This is a genomic window from Rathayibacter sp. VKM Ac-2801 (assembly GCF_009834245.1).
In the GTDB taxonomy this organism is placed as follows: domain Bacteria; phylum Actinomycetota; class Actinomycetes; order Actinomycetales; family Microbacteriaceae; genus Rathayibacter.
Map to the genome: position 1 here is coordinate 902,119 of NZ_CP047183.1, position 19,193 is coordinate 921,311.

Genomic DNA, 19,193 nt, shown 5'->3' on the forward strand with positions numbered 1-19,193 from the left:
GATCGAGCCCCTGCAGATCGATCGAGCCCCTGCAGATCGCACGCGCCTGCGCCGAACCGCACCGGCCCCGGCAGTCCGCGCTGAGACCTCCGCCCCGCCCTAGACCGAGACGCCCAGCCGGCGGCGCGCGTCGTCGAGGGTCCGCACCACGGCGACCACCTCGTCGAGCGGGTGCAGCGGCGACTCGGTGCGCCCCTCCGCCACGTACTGCGCGACGTGCAGCGCCTCCCAGGCGAGGCCCTCGCCGCCCTGGAGCGGCGTCCCGTCGACCCACGACCCGCTCTCGGAGCCGCGGGTGAGCGTCACGCCGCTCGGCGTCCAGAACGACGGGTGCACGTCGATCCGCCCCGCCCGCCCCGCGACGCTCGCCGAGTGGCGGGTGTCGGCCAGCACGGTCGAGGTGGCCACCGACTGCACCCCGTGCGCGTGGCTGCCGACGATCGTCGCCGTCGCGTCGACGCCGGTCGAGGTCAGGCTGCCGGCGACGACGGTGCTCTGCGGGGTGCCCGCCACCATCGAGACGAAGGAGGAGGCGTAGACGCCGACGTCCAGCAGGCCGCCGCCCGCGAGCGCCGGGTCGAAGATGCGGCTGGAGGGGTCGAAGTCGAAGGCGGCGCCGAAGTCGGCCGAGACGACGGCGGGCGCGCCGACCGCCCCGTCGGCGAGCAGCTGCCGCACGACGTCCATGTGCGGCAGGTAGCGCATCCACATCGCCTCCATCGCGAAGACGCCGGCGTCGCGCGCGGCGTGCACGATCATCTCCGCCTCGCCCGGCGTCGGCGCGAACGGCTTCTCGACCAGGATGTGCTTGCCCGCGGCGATGGCGAGCAGCGCCTGCCGGGCGTGCTCCGAGTGCGGGGAGGCGATGTAGACGACGTCGACCTCCGGGTCCTCGACGACCGCCTCGTAGCCCGCCGAGGCCCGCTCGATCCCGAACCGGCTCGCGAACCGCTCCGCGCGCTCGAGCGAGCGGGAGCCGACCGACACCACGCGCTGCCGGGTGTGCTTCTGCAGCGCCTCGACGAACGAGCCGGCGATCGAGCCGGGCGCGATCACCCCCCAGCGCAGGACGGGGGAGTCGAGGAGGGAGGGGAGTCGGGGCTCGGGGAGCGTCAGTGCCATGCGTCCACGCTAGGGCCCCGTGCCCGGCGGGGGCGAGGGGGTGCGCGGCGGTCCCCTAGGGTGTGACGGCACGCGCAGTCGCGGGCGGAGGAGGACGTCATGCCCGAGTGGTACACCCTGGGCGTCGTCGCCCTCGTGATCGTCGTGGTGGTCGTCGCGATCGTGCGGTTCCGGTTCAACCCGGTGCTGGCGCTGGCCGTCGGAGCGGCCGCGATCGGCCTGCTCACCGGGCTCGGCCCCGTCGACACGGTCTCCACGATGACCACCGGCTTCGGCGAGGTGATGATGGAGGCGGGCCTCCTGATCGGCTGGGGCGTGCTCATCGGCGCGATGCTGAACGAGATGGGCGCCGTCGTCCGGCTCGTCGAGGGCCTGCTGCGCGTCTTCGGCCGCCGCGGGATCCCCTACGCGCTCGGCCTGTCCTTCGCCACGTACCTGCAGACGATCTTCGTCGACGCGCTGATCGTGATCGCGGCACCCCTCGCGCGCCGGATCGCGCCGCGGCTGGGGCGCGCGGGCACCGGCATCGTCGCCGTGACCTTCGCCGTCGGGCTGGAGACGGGCATCGTGATGATGGTGCCTGGCTTCGCCGCGGTCGCGCTCGCGGGGCTGCTCGGAGTGCCGCTGGGCGTGATGATGCTCGGCGGGTTCGCGGTGGTGGCGCCGACGGTCGTGGTCACGATCCTGCTGATGTCGCTCGCGTTCCGCCTGGGATTCTGGGACCCGGCGCGCGACGAGCAGCTGGTCGTGCGCGACGACACGACCGGACTCGCGACAGTGGGAACGGCGCCGGCCGCGGACGGCGGACGGCTGCCGTCGTTCGGCGCCCGGGGGAGCGGCGGGGCGTCCTCGAGCGGAGCCGGAGCGGCGTCGGGCGGCTCGTCCGGAACGGACGCGGCGTGCCCGGACGGGGCGCACGACGCCGACGCCGGCCGCGAGCGCCCGCTCCTGCTCCTCTTCGCTCCCATGCTCCTCGCCCTCCTGCTCATCGCCGCGCAGGCGGTGCTCACCGTCTCCGGGATCGAGCTGCCGGTGCTGCAGTTCCTCGGGAACCCCGTCATCGCGCTCCTCCTCGCCGTGATCGGCACCGGAGTGGTCGGCCGGTCCACCGTGGGCACCGCGCGGATGGAGAAGGCTGTCGCCAAGGGCTTCCAGGACGGCGGGCAGATCTTCCTGCTCACCGGCGTCGGCGGGGCGCTCGCCGCGGTGATCGCGCAGGGCGACCTCGGCGAGATCCTGAAGGGCTACTTCTCGACCTCGGCGACCGCGCCGCTGCTGCTCGTCTGGGTGATGGCGGCCGTGCTGCACATCGCGGTCGGCTCGGTCACCCTCTCGGCGATCACGGCGGCCGGAGTCGTCGCGCCGGTCGCGGCGACGCTCGGCCTCGACCCGCTGCTGATCGCGCTCGCCGCGGGCTCGGGCGCGCTGTTCTGCATCCACGTCACCTCGAACACCTTCTGGCTGCTGCAGAGCTTCCTCGGCCAGTCGGTCCGCGGCGCCCTCAAGTCCGTGACCGTCGGCGTCTCCCTCGCCTCCGTCCTCGCGCTCGGCGCCACGCTCGTCCTCTCCCTCTTCCTCTGACCGGAGCCCGCCCTCCTCCCTTCGCGAGATGCCACTTGAGTACGGGACACGCCGCGCGAGGCGTACCCAAGTGGCATCTCGCGCAGGGTGGCCCGGCCGACACCTGACGGAAACATGGAGCCTCTATCTTCCTGAGAGGGTTCACATCCGATTCGGAGATCCAGACGCCGACGGGGGCCCGATCCGTTCCGTCACACCTCGACAAGGGAAGAACTCCGCTTGAGATCTCGAACCGCTTTCGCCTCCGGATGCGCCGCGCTCGCGCTCGCCGCCGGCGGCCTGCTGGTCGCCCCGCCGGCGATCGCCACCACCACAGCACCCGCCGACTACACCCGCGTGGACATCGTGCGTCCGCCGTCCGCCCCGATCGCGGTGCCGACCAGCTACCCGCAGCAGACCCCGCTGACCGAGGTGCCCGTCGACCCGACCGACGCCTCGCTCCTGCGCGGAGTCACCCCCTACGACGCCATCGCGCCGCAGCTGAACGCGCTCGCCGCCCGCTCCGACCGGGTCTCGACCCAGGTGGTCGGGAAGTCCGGCCTCGGCCGCGACATCTACCTGGTCACCGTCACCGCTCCCGAGACCGAGGCCGAGACGGCGCAGCAGGCCCAGTGGCGCGACCGGCTCAAGTACGAGCCCGCGGCCGCGGCCGCCGACGCCGAGCTGATGGACGGCTACAAGGTGCCGGTCTGGTTCAACGGCAACATCCACGGCAACGAGTGGGAGGGCAGTGACGCGATCCTCGAGTACATCGAGGGCGTCGCCACCGCCGAGGACGCCGGGACCGAGGCGCTGCTCGAGGGCAACCGCCTCTACTTCACCGTCACGAACAACCCCGACGGCCGCGCCCTCGGCCAGCGCGCCGTCGCCGCGGGCTACGACCCGAACCGCGACATGATCACCGGAGCGACCAGCGAGGCGGCCGTGATCCGCGACCTCTCCAGCGTCCTCCAGCCCACGTACTTCATCGACATCCACGGCTACACCGGGATCCTCCAGGTCGAGCCCTGCGGCCCGCCGCACGGCGAGAACTACGAGTACGACCTGTTCCTCCCGCACGCCTACGCGACCGCGCTCGAGATCGAGCGCCGCGTCGTCGAGGCCGACGTGCCCGGCAACACGTACCTCGCCGAGGACGGCAGCGCCACGACGGACAACACCGGGAAGATCCTGATCCCCTACCGCGACATCCGCGCGGGCTGGGACGACTGGCCGCCCATCTTCGCCCCGCAGTACGTCGCCTTCCAGGGCGCGATCACCAACACGGTGGAGCTGCCGCTCGGCCGCACGGCGAACAGCACGCCCGAGGAGATCGCCCAGGGCCAGGCCAACGCGGACATCGACGTCGAGGTCGCCGGGATCGTCATGGACGCCTCGGTCGACTACATCGAGGCCAACCGCGACGCGCTGCTGAGCAACCAGGTCGCCATCTTCGAGCGCGGCGTCACCGGCGCCCCCGCCGTCGAGATCCCCGCCGACGTCTCCGCGGCCGACCTGCCCGCGGGCATGCCGACCGAGTGGACCGAGATCTGGGACGAGACCGACGTCTACACGACCGAGTACCCGCGCGCCTACGTCATCCCCGTCGACGGCACGCAGCGCTCCGTCTCGGACGCCGAGACGCTCGTCGCGCAGCTCCTCGCCCACGGCGTCGAGGTGTCGCGGACCACGGCCGCCACGAGCGTCGGAGGAGTCTCCTACCCCGCCGGCACCTACCTGGTCGACATGCACCAGTCGGTCCGCGGCCTCGCCAACGTCCTCCTCGCCGACGGCAGCGACATCTCGAGCCGCGTGCCCGAGATGTACGACGTCTCGGCCTGGAGCCTCTCGCTCCTCTGGGGCGCCGACGTGCAGGCGATCGGCTCCACCGCCGACGCCCTCCCGGCCGTCGGCCTGGAGCCGGTGACCGCCGTCGCTCCGACCGGCTCCGTCCCCGCGGACGCCGACTACCTCGCCTTCGAGCCGCGCGGCGTCCTGGAGTACCAGGCCGTCAACGCGCTGCTGGCCGACGGCGTCGCTCTCGAGCAGTTCGAGGACGGCACGATCGCCCTGCGCGCCGACGCCGCCGGGCTCGCGGCCGCCGAGGGAGCCGCCGCCGTCTTCGGCGTCGACTTCACGGCGACCACCGCCGACCGCGTGCGGGCCGAGGACGGGAAGGCGCTCGACGCCCTCCGCGTCGCCTACTCCGGCACGAACGAGGACCGCGACGCGCTGGCGAAGCTCGGCTTCGCCGACGCGGTCGCCGTCGACGCGGCCGCGCTCACCGCGGGCACCGCGACCCTCGAGGGCGCGGACGTGCTCTACGTGGGACGCGCCCTCTCGTTCACCCCGGAGCAGGCCGCGGGCCGCGCCGTCGTCGAGGAGTTCCTCGCGGCGGGCGGCGACGTCGTCGGGCGCGGCGGTGCCGGAGCGGCGTTCGTGTCCGACTTCGGCCTGGCCGCGCTGACCGCGCAGACCGGCACCAGCGGCTCCAACGGCATCGTCTCGGTCGAGACGCCCGCCGGCGGAGTCCTCGGCGACTACCCGCAGGACACCGCGTTCGTCTCCCCGGCGCTGTGGTTCGCCGGCTTCGACGAGTCGGTCGCGGTCGAGCAGAGCTACTCGGAGGACGGCACGTTCGTCGCCGGGCACTGGGTCGACTCCGAGGGGCAGTCCCGGAGCGACGCGGCCGGGCAGGCCTCGGCCGTCTCGTTCTCGACGGAGTCGGGCACCGAGGGCTTCCTCTTCGGCACCTCGCCGGTGTTCCGCAACCACCCGGTCGGAGCGTTCAGCGACGTCGCCCGGGCGCTGCTCGCCGTGGCGCCGGAGGGCGCCGCCGTCGAGCTGCCGGGGACCCCGGAGCCCACGCCGACGCCGGAGCCGACCGGCTCGCCGGAGCCGACCGCGACTCCGGAGCCGACCGCGACTCCGGAGCCGACCGCGACGCCGGAGCCGACCGCGACGCCCGAGCCGACCGCGACGCCCGAGCCGACCGTGAGCCCCGAGCCCACGGCGACCCCGCAGCCCACGGTCGTGCCGACGGCCGGACCGACCGCCACGGCCGCGCCGATCACCGCGCCGACCGGCCCCGGAGGCCTCCCCTCCACCGGAGTGGAGACCGGCTCCTGGCTGCTGCTCTCGGGAGGTGCTGTCGCCCTCGGCCTCGGCTCGCTCCTGATCGCCCGCAGCCGCCGCCGTGAGGACCAGGAGGCGTAGCCTCCGCCTCGGGGAGGGATCGGGCGCCCGCCGCCCGGTCCCTCCCCGTTCCCGTTCCCCGTCCCCTCGTCGCGCGTCCCGTCTCCGCCCCCTGCCTGCTGCGCCCCTCCCCGTCACTCCCGTCCCGTCCCGTCCGCCCGTTCCCCCTCTCCCGTTCCCGTCCCAGGAGGACCGATGCCGTCCCGCTCCGCCCGCACCACCGGGATCGTCCTCGCCGCCCTCGGACTCGTGGCCGTCGTCCTCGCGATCGTGCTGCTCGTCCGGCCCGCCGACGGAGGAGGGCCGAGCGCCGGCACGGCGTCCGCAGGCCCGTCCTCGGAGCCGTCCGAGACCGCTCCGGCGACGTCCGCCGCTCCGGGCTCCGCCGAGGCGACCGGCGGCGCCGCCGCCCCGGCACCGACGGTCTCCGCCGCTCCGTCCGAGGCCGAGTCGGGCGGCGGATCCGACGCTCCTCCCGCGATCGTCTCCTTCGCCTCCACCCCCGCCTCCGTCGACTGCGAGGGCGACCGCACCGCCTCCGTCCCGCTCGCCCTGTCGTGGGAGACGAGCGGGGGCGACACCGCCCGCCTGGCCGTCGGCACCACCGACGCGAGTGCGGGCGAGCCCGTCGACCTCGCCTCCTCCTCCGCCGCCGTCACCGCCGACTGCCGCGACTCCGAGACCCTGATCACCCTCGCCGTGCTCGCCCCCGACGGCACCACCGCCCAGCGCACCCTCGTCGTCCCCGCCTCCTGACCCCCCTCGCCCGCATCCGTCCCTCCGCGAGATGCCACTCGGGTACGCGACACGCCGGTGCAGGCGGACCCAAGTGGCATCTCGCGGAGGCGGCCACGGAGGCGTCGAGCGGCCCCGGCACGGCAGAATGGGACACGATGACCTCCACACCCCCTCCGCTCGGCCTGCTCCTCGACGTCGACGGGCCCATCGCGAGCCCCGTCACGCGCACGATCTCGATCCCCGAGATCGCCGACGACCTCGTCGCCCTGGCCAACGCCGGCATCCCGATCGTGTTCAACACGGGCCGCTCCGACGCGTTCCTGCGCGAGCGGGTCCTGCCCGCGCTCCTCGAGCGCGGCGTCTCGGCCGAGGCGCGCATCGTGTGCGTCTGCGAGAAGGGCGCCGTCTGGTTCACCGTCGACTACCGCGGCACCTCGGAGCCGATCGTCGACGAGTCGCTCGCGATCCCCGAGCCGGTCGCCCGCGATCTCGAGCGGATGATCCGCTCCGACTACGACGACCTGGTCTTCTTCGACGAGACCAAGCGCGCCATGGTCTCCGCCGAGCAGCTGGTGGACCTGCCGAGCGAGGACTACCTCGAGCGCCAGCTCGTCTTCGACGCCGACGCGCTGCAGATCATGACCGCCGCGGGCCTCGGAGTCGAGCGCCGCGGCATCCGGTACCCGAACGAGGAGGGGACTGTCGACTTCCGCATCGACCCGACCGTCATCTCGACCGACATCGAGTCGAACCGCCTCGGCAAGGACCTCGGCGCTCAGCGCGCCGTGGAGCTGCTCGGAGCGACCGGCGCGATCCCGCAGCGCTGGCGCACCGTCGGCGACTCCCGGAGCGACTACGCGATGGCCGACTGGCTGTTCGAGCACGCCTACGACGTCGCCCACGTCGACGTGCGGCCCGCCGAGGGCGTGCCCGAGAAGCCCTACCCGGTCCTCGTCGTCGACGGAGCCGTGAACGACGCGGCCGGCGCCGCCGTGCTCCGCCGCTGGACCGAGCTCGTCGCCGACGAGACGACGCCCGAGGTCGGCGGCGCGATTTCGCTCCACTCGCGCGTCTGATCCGCCACCCCTCGCCGCCCCCGCCGCGGGCCCGTTAGCGTTCGAGCATGAGAATCGCAGTCACCGGTGGATCCGGCAAGCTCGGCCGCCACGTCGTCACCCGCCTCCGCGCCTCCGGGCACGAGGTCTTCAACCTGGACCGTGCGGGGGACCGGGGCGCGGGATTCGTCCGCATCGACATCGCCGACTACGGCCAGGTCGTGGACGCGCTGCAGGCGGTGAACGACCAGTACGACGGGATCGACGCGCTCGTGCACCTCGCCGCGATCCCCGCGCCGGGCCTGGTGCCCGACGTCGCCACGTTCCACAACAACATGATCGCGACGTTCAACGCGTTCCACGGAGCGATCCGGGCCGGGATCCGCAACGTCGTCTACGCCTCCAGCGAGACCGTGCTGGGCCTGCCCTTCGACGTCCCGCCGCCCTACATCCCGGTCGACGAGCAGTACCCGGCGCGCCCGGAGTCGGTCTACTCGCTCACCAAGCACCTCGAGGAGCAGATGGCGATCGAGCTGTGCCGCTGGCACCCGGACCTGAAGATCACGGGCCTGCGCTTCTCGAACGTCATGGACGAGGCCGACTACGCCGAGTTCCCGTCGTTCGACTCCGACGCGCTGCTGCGCAAGTGGAACCTCTGGGGCTACATCGACGGCCGCGACGGGGCACAGGCCGTCGAGAAGGCGCTGCTCGCCGAGACGACCGGGTTCGACCGCTTCATCATCGCCGCGGCCGACACCGTGATGACCCGCCCCAACGCCGAGCTGGTGGCCGAGGTGTTCCCCGGCGTCGAGCTGCGCGGCGACCTGGGGACGAACACGACCCTCCTGTCGATCGACCACGCCCGGGAGGTCCTCGGCTACGCCCCCGAGCACTCCTGGCGCGACTCGCCGCAGGCCTGACCCGCGCTCGAGACCCGCCGTCCGTGCGTGGCGGATCTCGATCGGCGGGCTCCGCCGACCACCATCCGCGCGCACGGACGCGCCCGGTCCGCAGGATTCCTGCAGGCCGGGCGCGTCCGTGGAGCCGGGGTCAGCTCGGGATCATGTTGAACGTGTCGGGGTCGGGGCCGGTGCGGTGGCCGCGGTCGAGCGCCGTGATGTCGGTCATCGCCTCGTCGTCGAGCTCGAAGTCGAAGAGGGCGAAGTTCTCCTCTACGCGCTGGCGGGTGACCGACTTCGGGAAGACGATGTCGCCGCGCTGGATGTGCCAGCGGAGGACGACCTGCGCCGGGCTGCGGTCGACGTTGCGTGCGATGCGGGTGATGGTGTCGTCGTCGAGGACGAGGCCCTGCGCGATCGGCGACCAGGCCTCGGTCGCGATGCCGTGCTCGGTGCCGTAGGCGCGGAGCTCCTGCTGCACGAGGTAGGGGTGCACCTCGATCTGGTTCACGGCCGGGACGATGGTCGCCTCGGCGCGGAGCCGGTTGAGGTGGTTGGTCTGGAAGTTGGAGACGCCGATCGCCTTCGCCTTGCCGCTGCGGTAGATCTCCTCCATCGCCTTCCACGTCTCGACGTAGTCGCCGACGGCGGGCAGGGGCCAGTGGATGAGGAAGAGGTCGACGTAGTCGAACTGCAGCTCGCCGAGGGTGACGTCGATCGCGGCGAGAGCGTCCTCGCGGGCGTGGAAGCCGTTGTTGAGCTTGCTGGTCACGAAGACCTCGGAGCGGTCGAGGCCGGAGGCGCGGACGGCCTCGCCGACTCCCGCCTCGTTGCCGTACATCTCGGCGGTGTCGATGTGGCGGTAGCCGACCTCGAGGGCCGCCAGGGTCGCGTCCTTGGTCTCGGCCGGGTCGATCTGGAACACGCCGAAGCCCAGCTGCGGGATCTCCACGCCGTTGTTCAGGGTGATCGTGGGGACCGTTGCGGTGTCGTCGCTCATGAGCGAGTACGTCCTTTCGTCGGGGCGAGGGCGCAGTGGAGCCGCGCCGTCGTGCCTCCAGTCCATCGTCTGCGGCTCCCAGCATCAACCCCTTGCGCGCTCGGCGGACACCCAGCTTCTCCACGGCGGAGGGGTCCGAGCGCAGGAGCAGGCGTGCGGCCGTCCGGGAACGCCGAAGGCCCCCGGCACGGATGCCGGGGGCCTTCGGGGAGCGCGACTTACGCGCGGGACTTGCGGCCGACGATCGCGCCGTAGATGAGGAGGACGACGATCGCACCGACGACGGAGACGATGATGCTCACGATGTTGATGCCGTTGACGGCGTCCTGGATGCCGAACAGCGTGCTGAGGAAGCCGCCGAGCAGCGCGCCGACGATGCCGAGGACGATCGTGATGATCCATCCGCCGCCCTGCTTGCCCGGGAGGATGAGCTTGGCGAGCGCACCGGCGATGAGGCCGAGGATGATCCAGCTGATGATGCCCATGATGTTTCTCCTTCAGTTCGTGCTCGATCGGCCGTTCCGATGCGAGCGGAGACACCGGCGGGCCGGCGTCCTGTGAGTCGTGTAAGCGGGGGTCAGCGGAGGCGGCGCTGCACCTTGTCGCGAGCCCTGCTCGCGATGGCGGTGAGCTGCTTGGCCTCGCGCTTGGAGGTCTTCTTGAGCTTCTTGCGCGTCTTCTTCGTGGCCGGGTCGTTCCACACGCCGAGTGCGAGATGGCGGAGCTCTTCGTAGCGGCCACGGCCGGCGCGGGAGCCGAACACGTAGGCGGTGAAGGCGACCAGTGCCAGCAGGACGAGGCGGGGATTCATGCGGTGACCCTTCCATCGGAGAGCACCGGGTCGTGCTCGACACCCATTTGACTCTCCTGCGCAATCCATGACAAACCGCGGCCCGACCATTGACAGGGACCCCTCGCATCGTGTTCCGCGTGCGCGTGTACCGGATTCAGCCGCCGGCCGGAGTCGTCTCGGCCGGGAAGCGAGCGTGGAGGTAGCGGCCGTAGCCGCCCTCGACCCGGTTGTCGCGGCGGCCGGAGGTGACCACCTCGCCGCGGTCCGTCGCTCCGACCCGGGCGCCGCTCGCGCGCAGCCGCTCGACGAGCAGGACGTCCTCGTGCAGCGGCTCTCGCCCGAACCCGCCTGCGGCGAGGTACGCGCTCGCCCGGACGCCGAGGTTCGCGCCGTGGATGCTGCCGATCGACTCCTCCCGCGCGCGGACGTCGCGCCAGCGCGAGTAGGCGCCGGGGGAGAGGTCGGCCGGGTCGGGCCGGACCGTGCCGAGCAGCGCGTCGTGCCGTCGGGCGTGCTCGACGTGGGCGGCCAGCCAGTCGCGGGGGACCACGGTGTCGGCGTCGGTGTTGGCGATCCACACCTGCTCGAGCGGAGCGGAGACGGAGGAGAGGGCGTGCTCGATCCCGGCGGAGCGGGCGGCGCCGACTCCGCAGCGGGCGAGCTCCAGCACCTCGGCGCCGGCGGCACGGGCCCGCTCGACGGTCGCGTCGGAGCAGCCGTCCGCGGCGACCACGAGGCGCATCCCGATGCCGGGCGCCCGGAGGGCGAGGTGGGTCGCGCTCGCCCGGACGGAGGCGATCAGGCCGCCGATCCGCTCCTCCTCGTCGCGCGCGGGCACGACGACCAGCACCTGCGCGAGCCGGCTCACACCAGCCCCGTCCGGCGGGCGACCGAGCGGGAGTCGCGGGCGTGGACCTCGAGCAGGACGTCCTCCTCCTCGTGGCGGGCGAGGCGGTGCAGACCCAGTTCTGCCACGGCGGCCTGCACGGCGTCGCCGTCCAGAGCGAGCCCCTCGATCGGGTGCCGCCAGTGCACGGTGACGAGCTCGCCCGCGGGGGCGAGGGCGTCGCGGATGCTGCGCAGCACGCCGGGGAGGGCGTCGCCGAGGTAGTAGCCGACCTCCGAGAGCACGACCAGGTCGAACGGACCCTCCGGTACTCCGCGGGTGATGTCGTGGTGCTCGACCCGCACGTGGCCGAGCGGAGCGAGGCGGCGGGCGGCACGCTCGACGGCGGCGCTGGACACGTCGATCGCCAGCAGACGGTCGGCCCGGTCGGCCAGCGCCTCGGCCAGCACGCCGATCGAGGCGCCGATCTCCAGCACCGAGCCGTAGCGCTGCTCCGGCAGGCTCGCGAGGGTGAGGGCGCGCTTGCGCTGCTCGTACCAGCGGCTCGTGTAGCCCCACGGGTCCTCGTGGCGGGCGTAGAGCTCGTCGAAGTAGCTCATGCGATCCTCACCAGCCGGTCGTCCCCGGTGAAGGTGCGCAGGAAGAGCGGGTGGAGCACCGGGGCGGTCCCGTCGGGTCCGGGGCGCGTCTGGCTGGGGTAGCGGGAGCGGGCGCGGCGGGTGCGCTCGAGCAGCTCGTCGTCGAGCGGCAGGCGCACGAGGTCGCCCCACGGCACCTCGGGGTCCTCCGGGACCGCCCAGTGCCACAGCCAGATCGGCGCGGCGAGGAGCGGCTGCCCGAGCTCGCGCGCGACCTCCGCGCAGACCTCGCCGACCACGCGGTGGTCCCGGTGCCCGTCCCCGGTCCAGGTGGAGAGGAGCTGGACGGTCCCGGCGTCGCCGGCCGCCCGCTCGCGCACCTCGCGCGCGATGCGCTCGCGGTGCTCCGGAGTCGCCGAGTCCGGCACGTCGAGGAAGGCGAGCCCGATGCCGGGGCCCAGCTCCGCCAGGGCGTCCTCGGCCTCCCGCCGGCGCTCGGTGGCGAGGTCCGCGTCCCGCTCTCCGTGGGCCGCGGCTCCGTCGGTCACGACGACGACGTCGACCGCGATCCCGAGCCGGCGCGCGAGCGCGATGGTGCCCCCGCAGCCGAGGGTCTCGTCGTCGGCGTGCGCGACGACGACCACAACGCGCTGGATCTCGTCGGGCAGGGTCAGCTCGGGGAGCCGGTCGCGGCGGCCGTCCGCGCTCCAGCGCTCGAGAGGAGTGCCCTCGAGGCGCCCGTCGAAGGGCCGGCTCACCAGGAGGCCGCCTCGCCCGAGGCGAGCACGGCACGGCCGAGAGCGGCGTCGTCGCGCTCGGCGTGGTGCTGGCGGACGTAGAGCGTCAGGTCGGCGACGCGCTTGGCGTGCTCGGCGTCGAGGGCGAGCGGAGCCGGACCGAGGGCGCGTCCGGCGCGCAGCAGGATCTCCTCCACAGCATCGGCGACGCTCGCCCGCACGCGCTTGGCGAGAAGCGAGCCGCGGGAGCCGTCGGCCTCGCCCGCGTCGATCGCCGCAGCGGCCTCGTCCAGCGCGCGGCGCGAGGCGGAGAGCGCCGTGTCGATCGCTCCGAGGTGGGCCAGGAGGTGCGGGTCCTCGCGTCGGGCGGCCGCTGCCGCGACGGCCGCCGCGACCCCGAGGGCTCCGCCGTGCCAGCACGCGGCGACGCCGATCCCGCCCCAGGCGAAGCCGGGCCGCGAGAGGTACCAGCCAGCGTCTCCCACGGGAACCGCCCGGGACCCGGAGAAGCGGACCGGTCCGCTCGGCACCTCCGTCAGGCCGCGCGCGTGCCAGGCGTCCTGCTCCGGCGTCGCCGTCCCGTCGTGCAGCGCCACGGCGAAGAGGCGGCGCTCGCCGGAGGCGTCGCCGACGTGAGCGGTGACCAGGGCGGCGTCGAGGCGGTCGGCCAGCGAGCACCAGGGCTTCACGCCGTCCAGCAGCCAGCCGCCGTCGCTCTCGCAGGCGACCAGGGGATCTCCGCCGCCCTCGGCCGCGAAGACCCCCCAGGCGGCGTCGGCGGCGACTCCGAGTCCGGAGGGGGCGAGCTCCGCCTCGCCGAGGATCGCGAGAGCGTCGAGGTGCGGCTCCACAGCGCGCGCGACGCCGAGATCGTGCCGGGCCAGGCGCTCGAGAAGACCGTGCAGCTCGGCGGTGCGACCGGTGCCGGGGCGGGGCGCGTCGGCACTCAGAGCGCGCGCGAAGCCGAGCGCGCTGTCGACGTCGAGAGGGAGGGGGGAGGAGGAGTGCTGGTCCATCGCCTCCGAAACTACGCAGTCCCGCGGGCGGCGTCGGGCGATTGTCCCCGAACGGAGGGGATGCTAAGCGTCAGATGTCCAGGTCGTTGATCCTGTGCAGGAGAGAGGCGAAGAGCTCGACGTCGGCGAGAGCCCAGCTGCGCAGCTCCTCGTGCATCAGCGCCTGGTTCGAGCTGCGGATCTCGCGCAGCCGCGCGGCGGTCGCCGGAGTCACCGCGAGGATCGTCGCGCGGCCGTCCTGCGGGTCGGGAGTGCGCTCCAGGAAGCCGAGGCGGTCGAGCGCCGTGATCTGGCGGCTGAGCGCCGACTTGTCCATCTCGAGCAGCTCGGCCAGCACGCCGGAGTGCACGGGCCCACGGCGCTCGAGCGCCGAGATCGTCTTGTAGCCCAGCGGCGTCAGCTCCGGGTGGAGCCGCTCGGCGTAGGAGCGCATCGCCGCCCGTACGCGGTTGAAGAGGGTGCTGAGCTCGCCCTCCACCGAGGCGATCGCGGAGTCGACGTCGCGGGCGGAGTCGGGGGTCGGGCCGGTCATGCCTCCAGCATCCCGCGCGAGGGCCCTCCTCCTCGACTTGCGCCCGCGCGCCGCGGTGTCGTACGCTTCCCGAAGCCAAAGACCGCCGGTTTCCGGTGTGCGCACGAGCAGGGCCCCGGCCCCGCGGATCGCCACCGGACGAAGGATTCGCGAAGCGAATTGCCCGCGCAGGTGCACGAGTTCAGTTCCGCCTCACCGCGATCCCGAAGCTCCGCGCCCCTGTGCCGGAGCTTTTTTCTTTGCCTGCCTTCGGGCTACCGGCACGAGAATTCACAGGAGTAGCCATGGCGAACAAGGAAGCCTCGGTTGCCGAACTCACGGAGAAGTTCCAGAGCTCGACGGCCGTTCTGCTGACCGAGTACCGCGGTCTCACTGTTGCTCAGCTCAAGACGCTGCGCAAGGACATCAGTGAGCACGCAACCTACGCCGTGGTGAAGAACACGCTGACCAAGATCGCGGCGAACAACGCCGGTATCTCGTCCTTCGACGACGAGCTCGCTGGCCCCTCGGCCATCGCGTTCGTGCACGGCGACCCTGTCGCCGTCGCGAAGTCGCTGCGTGCCTTCGCCAAGGCAAACCCTCTCCTCGTGGTCAAGGGCGGTTACTTCGACGGTAACCCGCTGACCGCAGAAGAGGTGGGCAAGCTCGCCGACCTCGAGTCCCGCGAAGTTCTGCTCGGCAAGCTCGCCGGCGCCTTCAAGGCCTCGCTGTTCGGCGCCGCATATCTGTTCAACGCTCCGCTCTCGAAGGCCGTTCGCACGGTCGAGGCGCTGCGCGAGAAGCAGGAGTCCGCGAGCTGACGTCTTCCCCTTCCGGGAAGCAGTGCGCGCGCGGTTCGTAGACAAAGAAAAACAAGGAGAAAAATCATGGCAAAGCTCACGCAGGACGAGCTCATCGAGGCCTTCAAGGAGCTCACGCTCATCGAGCTCTCGGAGTTCGTCAAGAAGTTCGAAGAGGTCTTCGAGGTCACCGCTGCGGCGCCCGTCGCCGCCGCCGGTGTGGCCGGCCCGGCCGCCCCCGCCGAAGAGGTCGAGGAGCAGACCGAGTTCGACGTCGTGCTCGAGGCCGCCGGCGAGAAGAAGATCCAGGTCATCAAGGAGGTGCGCGCCCTCACCAGCCTCGGCCTCGGTGAGGCGAAGGCGCTCGTCGACGGTGCCCCCAAGGCGGTCCTCGAGGCCGTCAACAAGGAGGCCGCCGAGAAGGCCAAGGCTCAGCTCGAGGGCGCCGGCGCGACCGTCACCGTCAAGTAAGTCCCCCACCCGTCGCGGGTGCCGGCTCCGGCCGGTCGCTCGTCAGGGTGACGCAGGCACGCCTGCAGACGCAGGGCGTCGTCTCCTCGGAGGCGGCGCCCTTCGTCGTTCCCGGCCGACGGCGGCCCGCGCCCCTAGGATCGGAGCGTGACTGCTCACGATCTGCTCGCCGGGCTCCCCGCGCGCGACGTCCCGCCCAGCGAGGTCTCGCTCAGCGAGCTCCTGAGCGACTTCGTCTCGGTGACGCACCGGATCACCCGCCTCGCCGCCCAGGCGACCGGCAATCAGGAGTCGCAGGCCGTCTGGCGCACGCTCTCGGTGCTCCTCTCGATGGGCCCGATGCGCCTGGGGGAGCTCGCCTCGCAGAGCCGCGTCTCGCAGCCCACGATGACCAAGATCGTGAAGAACCTCGTCGAGACCGGCTGGCTCGACCGGATCGCCGATCCCCTCGACGCGCGCGCCTGGCAGATCCGCCTCGCTCCCGCCGGCGCTGACGCGCTGAACGCGTGGCGGACCGACCTCGGCGACGCGCTGACGCCGATCTTCGCCGATCTGACCCCGGAGGACCGCCGCGTCCTCGAGCGGGCTGTCGAGATCATGCACGAGCGCCTCGTCGTCGGCCCGCGCGACTGATCCCCTCCCGCGCGGAGCGGGCGCAGGACGAGCCGGTCCGGAGGAGGGCGCCGTCTGCTCGCTCGAGACCGGAGCGGAACGCCTCCGGAGTGATCAGTCCTCGGGCCAGCGGACCCGGGCGTCGACGTCGGGGTGCTTGCGCAGCCACGCCGCGATGAAGGGGCAGCGCGGAACGACCGTGCCGCCCGCCTCCGAGATCGCGGTGACCGCGGCCCGCGCGAGGATGCTCCCGAGGCCGTGGCCCTCCCAGGCGTCGTCGACGACGGTGTGGGTGAGGACCACCTCGTCGCCCTGGCGGGTGTAGACGGCGAAGCCGGCCGGGGTGCCGCCGACCTCGATCACGAAGCGGGACCGCTCGGGGACGTCGCGGACAGTGGGGGTGTCGGAGTCGCTCATGCTCCGATTCTCGCCCCCCTCGGCGCCGAGGTGCTGGTGCGGATCACCAGCGAGGCGGGGATCAGCGTGTGGCGGGCTGGGGGAGGGGACTCGCCGCGACCGAGGGCGGCCAGCGCGTCCAGCACCAGCGCGACGGCGAGCTCGCCCTGCTGCCGCGGGTCCTGGCGGATCGAGCTGAGACCGAAGAGCTCGGCGAGGGGGTGGTCGTCGATCCCGATGACCGAGACGTCCTCCGGCACCGACAGGCCGAGCTCGCGCGCCGCGAGGATGATCCCGATCGCGATCTCGTCGGAGGCGGCGAAGATCGCCGTCGGCCGGGTCCGGGGGTCGCCGAGGACCTGCCGTCCGGCGCTGTGCCCGCCGGGGATGTCGAAGGTCGTGGGCACGATGTCCTGCGCGCCGGGCTCGAGGCCGGCGGCCGCGAGCGCCTGGCGGAAGCCGTCGCGGCGCTGCGTGTGGACGTGGAAGTCCATCTCCTCCTCCGCGAGCCCGCCGATGTGGACGACCCGCTCGTGGCCGAGGGAGAGGAGGTGCTCCGTGGCGAGGCGGGAGGCGGCGACGTCGTCGATGCTGAAGGTGGGGATGCCGGGGAGCTCGCCGCCGATGCCGACGATCGGCTTGCCCAGGGCGAGGAGCGCCTCCGTCTCGTGCGGCGAGATCTCGAGGGTGACGGCGACGATCGCGTCGACGCGCTTGCGGACGAGGTAGTACTCGAACACGCTCCGGCGGACGTCGAGGTGCTTGTCGATGTTGTAGAGGAGCAGGTCGTAGCCGGCGGCGAGCAGAGCGCGCTCGATGCCCTCGATGATCCCGGCGAAGAACCACTGGTTGATGATCGGGATGATCACGGCGATGTTGTTGCTGCGCCCGGTGACGAGGCTGGAGGCGTTGGCCGAGACGACGTAGCCCAGGCTCGTCGCGGCGCGCTCGACGCGCTGCTTCGTCCCCGCGGAGACGTAGCCCCGGCCGCTGAGCGCGCGCGAGACCGTCGCCTTCGACACTCCTGCGAGCTCGGCCACCTCTTCGATGCCTGGCACGGCGTTCCTCCCGACCGTCCGGCCTCGATGCTGGAAACGGTTCCAGGAAGTTATACCCCGCCCGGGGGCCGGGCGTCGCGTCGAGATCGATCTCCGCCCGGCTCCGCCGCCGCGATCGCTGTTCTGACGCCGAATCGTTATCTCAGAGAGCGCTCTATCACCGGCGTTGTGCTTTCATCGTTCTTGTGGAAAGGTTTCCCTCCGTGGGAGCCCACCCACACGAATCCGGTGATCCGCTCGGAGTTCCTCCTGGCATCGCCATCACCAGCATCCGAGTCGTCGCGGCACACGCTTCGAGCCGCCACAGCCTCCCGATCCCCGATCGCCGAGGAGCGGCCTGCTCAGCTGGTTCCACCACTCAATGAGGAGGAAGAATGCGGTCATCCCTGCACCGCCGTATCACCGTCCCGGTCGCCGTTCTGGCAGCAGCCGGCATCGCACTCGCGGGCTGCTCCAGCAGCAGTGACCCCAACGACCCGAACGCCGGCGGCGGCAGCTCGGCCGGCACGGTCGGCACCGCCGACGGCGTCGTCAACGTCTACGGCACCATCAACGGCGACGAGGCCACCCTTCTCGAGCAGTCCTGGGCGGACTGGGAGAAGGAGAACAACATCGAGATCAAGTACACGGGCGACAAGGAGTTCGAGAAGCAGATCGGCATCAAGGTCCAGGGTGGCGACACCCCCGACCTCGCGATCTTCCCGCAGCCGGGTCTGCTCGCCGACACCGTCGCCTCGGGCAAGGTGCAGGAGCTCCCCGAGGGCGCTCTCGCCAACGTCAAGCAGAACTGGTCCGAGGACTGGCAGAAGTACGGCCAGGTCGACGGCACCCAGTACGGCGCGCCGCTGATGGCGTCCGTCAAGGGCTACATCTGGTACTCGCCGGCCAAGTTCAAGGAGTGGGGCGTCTCCGTTCCCACGACGTGGGACGAGATGGAGGCGCTCGGCAAGACGATCGCCGAGAAGACCGGCGGACCGTCCTGGTGCGCGGGCTTCAACTCCGGTGAGGCCTCCGGCTGGCCCGGGACCGACTGGATCGAGGACGCCGTCCTCCGCGAGGCCGGCCCCGACGTCTACGACTCCTGGGTCGCGGGCGACACCCCCTTCACCGACCCGGCCATCAAGTCCGCGTTCGACTCCGTCGGATCGATCCTCCTCGACCCGACCCTCGTCAACGCCGGCTACGGCGACGTGAAGTCGATCAACTCCACCGCCTTCGGCGACGTCGCCCAGAACATGGCGAACGGCACCTGCGCGCTGACCCACCAGGCCTCGTTCTTCGAGGGCTTCCTGACCTCGGCCGGCGCCAACGTGGCCGAGGACGGCGACGTGTGGGCCTTCCTCACCCCGCCGGTCAAGGCCGACGACGCCCAGGCCGTCACCGGTGGTGGCGAGATGGTCGCCGCGTTCTCGAACGACGAGGACACCGCGAAGGTCCAGGAGTACCTGGCCAGCGCCGACTGGGCCAACAGCCGCGTCTCCCTCGGCGGCGTCATCTCCGCGAACACCGGCCTCGACCCGGCGAACGCGGGCAGCGACGTCCTGAAGGACTCCATCGCGATCCTCCAGAACCCGGACACCACGTTCCGCTTCGACGCGTCCGACCTCATGCCGAAGGCAGTGGGCTCGGACAGCTTCTTCAAGGGCATGGTCGACTGGATCGACGGCACGAGCACCGACCAGGCGCTCGAGGAGATCCAGGCCGGCTACACCTCCTAGCAGCGGAGCAGAGCCGCCGCTCCCGAGTGGCGGCTCAGCTGTGACGGCCCGGCCCCCGGATCCACGGATCCCGGGGCCGGGCCCCTC

Annotated in this window: 20 protein-coding genes; 9 read left to right on the plus strand and 11 right to left on the minus strand. The window is 72.3% G+C overall.

The window, feature by feature from the left end:
- Window positions 1–99: 99 nt before the first annotated feature.
- Window positions 100–1,122 (minus strand): Gfo/Idh/MocA family oxidoreductase, encoded by a 1,023-nt coding sequence (locus GSU45_RS04120; RefSeq protein WP_159912939.1) that lies wholly within the window; start codon window positions 1,120–1,122, stop codon window positions 100–102.
- 99 nt (window positions 1,123–1,221) lie between these two features.
- Between GSU45_RS04120 and GSU45_RS04125 the strand changes: the two genes are divergently transcribed.
- From GSU45_RS04125 to GSU45_RS04145, 5 genes are all read left to right on the plus strand, one after another.
- Complete coding sequence (locus GSU45_RS04125; RefSeq protein ID WP_159912941.1) at window positions 1,222–2,703, plus strand: SLC13 family permease; 1,482 nt, start codon at window positions 1,222–1,224, stop codon at window positions 2,701–2,703.
- 219 nt (window positions 2,704–2,922) lie between these two features.
- Entirely contained in the window at window positions 2,923–5,898 is a 2,976-nt protein-coding gene (locus tag GSU45_RS04130) for a M14 family zinc carboxypeptidase (protein ID WP_159912943.1), read from the plus strand.
- A gap of 174 nt (window positions 5,899–6,072) precedes the next feature.
- Entirely contained in the window at window positions 6,073–6,633 is a 561-nt protein-coding gene (locus GSU45_RS04135) for a hypothetical protein (RefSeq protein WP_159912945.1), read from the plus strand.
- 137 nt (window positions 6,634–6,770) lie between these two features.
- Window positions 6,771–7,691 (plus strand): hypothetical protein, encoded by a 921-nt coding sequence (locus tag GSU45_RS04140; RefSeq protein ID WP_159912947.1) that lies wholly within the window; start codon window positions 6,771–6,773, stop codon window positions 7,689–7,691.
- 47 nt (window positions 7,692–7,738) lie between these two features.
- Window positions 7,739–8,590 carry an NAD(P)-dependent oxidoreductase gene (locus GSU45_RS04145; protein ID WP_159912949.1) on the plus strand — a complete coding sequence of 284 codons (852 nt, stop codon included), beginning with the start codon at window positions 7,739–7,741 and terminating at the stop codon, window positions 8,588–8,590.
- Window positions 8,591–8,720: 130 nt separating this feature from the next.
- On the opposite strand, the gene GSU45_RS04150 is transcribed toward GSU45_RS04145, so the two are convergent.
- The 8 genes from GSU45_RS04150 to GSU45_RS04185 form a co-directional block, all read right to left on the minus strand.
- Entirely contained in the window at window positions 8,721–9,569 is an 849-nt protein-coding gene (locus tag GSU45_RS04150; RefSeq protein ID WP_159912951.1) for an aldo/keto reductase, read from the minus strand.
- A 218-nt stretch (window positions 9,570–9,787) separates the two neighbouring features.
- On the minus strand, window positions 9,788–10,054 hold the full coding sequence (locus GSU45_RS04155) for a GlsB/YeaQ/YmgE family stress response membrane protein (protein ID WP_104224330.1): 267 nt from the start codon (window positions 10,052–10,054) through the stop codon (window positions 9,788–9,790).
- A gap of 92 nt (window positions 10,055–10,146) precedes the next feature.
- Window positions 10,147–10,380 (minus strand): hypothetical protein, encoded by a 234-nt coding sequence (locus GSU45_RS04160; RefSeq protein ID WP_159912953.1) that lies wholly within the window; start codon window positions 10,378–10,380, stop codon window positions 10,147–10,149.
- Window positions 10,381–10,516: 136 nt separating this feature from the next.
- Window positions 10,517–11,230: a glycosyltransferase gene (locus GSU45_RS04165; protein ID WP_159912955.1), complete on the minus strand. Its 714-nt coding sequence runs from the start codon at window positions 11,228–11,230 to the stop codon at window positions 10,517–10,519.
- On the minus strand, window positions 11,227–11,808 hold the full coding sequence (locus GSU45_RS04170) for an SAM-dependent methyltransferase (protein WP_159912957.1): 582 nt from the start codon (window positions 11,806–11,808) through the stop codon (window positions 11,227–11,229). The genes GSU45_RS04165 and GSU45_RS04170 overlap by 4 nt, the downstream gene beginning before the upstream one ends.
- On the minus strand, window positions 11,805–12,545 hold the full coding sequence (locus tag GSU45_RS04175) for a PIG-L deacetylase family protein (RefSeq protein ID WP_159912959.1): 741 nt from the start codon (window positions 12,543–12,545) through the stop codon (window positions 11,805–11,807). Before GSU45_RS04175 ends, GSU45_RS04170 begins: the two co-directional genes overlap by 4 nt.
- Entirely contained in the window at window positions 12,542–13,540 is a 999-nt protein-coding gene (locus GSU45_RS04180) for an acyl-CoA dehydrogenase (protein WP_159912961.1), read from the minus strand. The genes GSU45_RS04175 and GSU45_RS04180 overlap by 4 nt, the downstream gene beginning before the upstream one ends.
- 70 nt (window positions 13,541–13,610) lie before the next feature.
- Window positions 13,611–14,072 carry a MarR family winged helix-turn-helix transcriptional regulator gene (locus tag GSU45_RS04185; RefSeq protein ID WP_159912963.1) on the minus strand — a complete coding sequence of 154 codons (462 nt, stop codon included), beginning with the start codon at window positions 14,070–14,072 and terminating at the stop codon, window positions 13,611–13,613.
- A gap of 284 nt (window positions 14,073–14,356) precedes the next feature.
- Here GSU45_RS04185 and rplJ point away from each other — a divergent pair, with 284 nt between their 5' ends.
- From rplJ to GSU45_RS04200, 3 genes are all read left to right on the plus strand, one after another.
- Window positions 14,357–14,872: a 50S ribosomal protein L10 gene (gene rplJ / locus GSU45_RS04190; protein ID WP_055791018.1), complete on the plus strand. Its 516-nt coding sequence runs from the start codon at window positions 14,357–14,359 to the stop codon at window positions 14,870–14,872.
- Between the two features lie 66 nt (window positions 14,873–14,938).
- Window positions 14,939–15,322 carry a 50S ribosomal protein L7/L12 gene (rplL, locus tag GSU45_RS04195; RefSeq protein ID WP_159912965.1) on the plus strand — a complete coding sequence of 128 codons (384 nt, stop codon included), beginning with the start codon at window positions 14,939–14,941 and terminating at the stop codon, window positions 15,320–15,322.
- Between the two features lie 147 nt (window positions 15,323–15,469).
- Window positions 15,470–15,955 carry a MarR family transcriptional regulator gene (locus GSU45_RS04200; RefSeq protein ID WP_244229591.1) on the plus strand — a complete coding sequence of 162 codons (486 nt, stop codon included), beginning with the start codon at window positions 15,470–15,472 and terminating at the stop codon, window positions 15,953–15,955.
- A 93-nt stretch (window positions 15,956–16,048) separates the two neighbouring features.
- Here GSU45_RS04200 and GSU45_RS04205 read toward each other — a convergent pair whose 3' ends face one another.
- Window positions 16,049–16,351, minus strand: a complete 303-nt coding sequence (locus tag GSU45_RS04205) for a GNAT family N-acetyltransferase (protein WP_159912967.1) — start codon at window positions 16,349–16,351, stop codon at window positions 16,049–16,051.
- A complete protein-coding gene (locus GSU45_RS04210) occupies window positions 16,348–17,388 on the minus strand; it encodes a LacI family DNA-binding transcriptional regulator (RefSeq protein ID WP_159912969.1) in 1,041 nt (346 codons plus the stop codon). Before GSU45_RS04210 ends, GSU45_RS04205 begins: the two co-directional genes overlap by 4 nt.
- A 374-nt stretch (window positions 17,389–17,762) precedes the next feature.
- On the opposite strand from GSU45_RS04210, the gene GSU45_RS04215 reads away from it, so the two are divergent.
- On the plus strand, window positions 17,763–19,106 hold the full coding sequence (locus GSU45_RS04215; protein WP_104353895.1) for an ABC transporter substrate-binding protein: 1,344 nt from the start codon (window positions 17,763–17,765) through the stop codon (window positions 19,104–19,106).
- Window positions 19,107–19,193 lie beyond the last annotated feature (87 nt).

Coding starts and splice junctions, on each gene's coding strand:
- GSU45_RS04120 (WP_159912939.1), bottom strand. CDS start 1,122: ATGGCACTGACGCTCCCCGAGCCCCGACTCCCCTCCCTCCTCGACTCC.
- GSU45_RS04125 (WP_159912941.1), top strand. CDS start 1,222: ATGCCCGAGTGGTACACCCTGGGCGTCGTCGCCCTCGTGATCGTCGTG.
- GSU45_RS04135 (WP_159912945.1), top strand. CDS start 6,073: ATGCCGTCCCGCTCCGCCCGCACCACCGGGATCGTCCTCGCCGCCCTC.
- GSU45_RS04140 (WP_159912947.1), top strand. CDS start 6,771: ATGACCTCCACACCCCCTCCGCTCGGCCTGCTCCTCGACGTCGACGGG.
- GSU45_RS04145 (WP_159912949.1), top strand. CDS start 7,739: ATGAGAATCGCAGTCACCGGTGGATCCGGCAAGCTCGGCCGCCACGTC.
- GSU45_RS04150 (WP_159912951.1), bottom strand. CDS start 9,569: ATGAGCGACGACACCGCAACGGTCCCCACGATCACCCTGAACAACGGC.
- GSU45_RS04155 (WP_104224330.1), bottom strand. CDS start 10,054: ATGGGCATCATCAGCTGGATCATCCTCGGCCTCATCGCCGGTGCGCTC.
- GSU45_RS04160 (WP_159912953.1), bottom strand. CDS start 10,380: ATGAATCCCCGCCTCGTCCTGCTGGCACTGGTCGCCTTCACCGCCTAC.
- GSU45_RS04170 (WP_159912957.1), bottom strand. CDS start 11,808: ATGAGCTACTTCGACGAGCTCTACGCCCGCCACGAGGACCCGTGGGGC.
- GSU45_RS04180 (WP_159912961.1), bottom strand. CDS start 13,540: ATGGACCAGCACTCCTCCTCCCCCCTCCCTCTCGACGTCGACAGCGCG.
- GSU45_RS04185 (WP_159912963.1), bottom strand. CDS start 14,072: ATGACCGGCCCGACCCCCGACTCCGCCCGCGACGTCGACTCCGCGATC.
- rplJ (WP_055791018.1), top strand. CDS start 14,357: ATGGCGAACAAGGAAGCCTCGGTTGCCGAACTCACGGAGAAGTTCCAG.
- rplL (WP_159912965.1), top strand. CDS start 14,939: ATGGCAAAGCTCACGCAGGACGAGCTCATCGAGGCCTTCAAGGAGCTC.
- GSU45_RS04205 (WP_159912967.1), bottom strand. CDS start 16,351: ATGAGCGACTCCGACACCCCCACTGTCCGCGACGTCCCCGAGCGGTCC.
- GSU45_RS04215 (WP_104353895.1), top strand. CDS start 17,763: ATGCGGTCATCCCTGCACCGCCGTATCACCGTCCCGGTCGCCGTTCTG.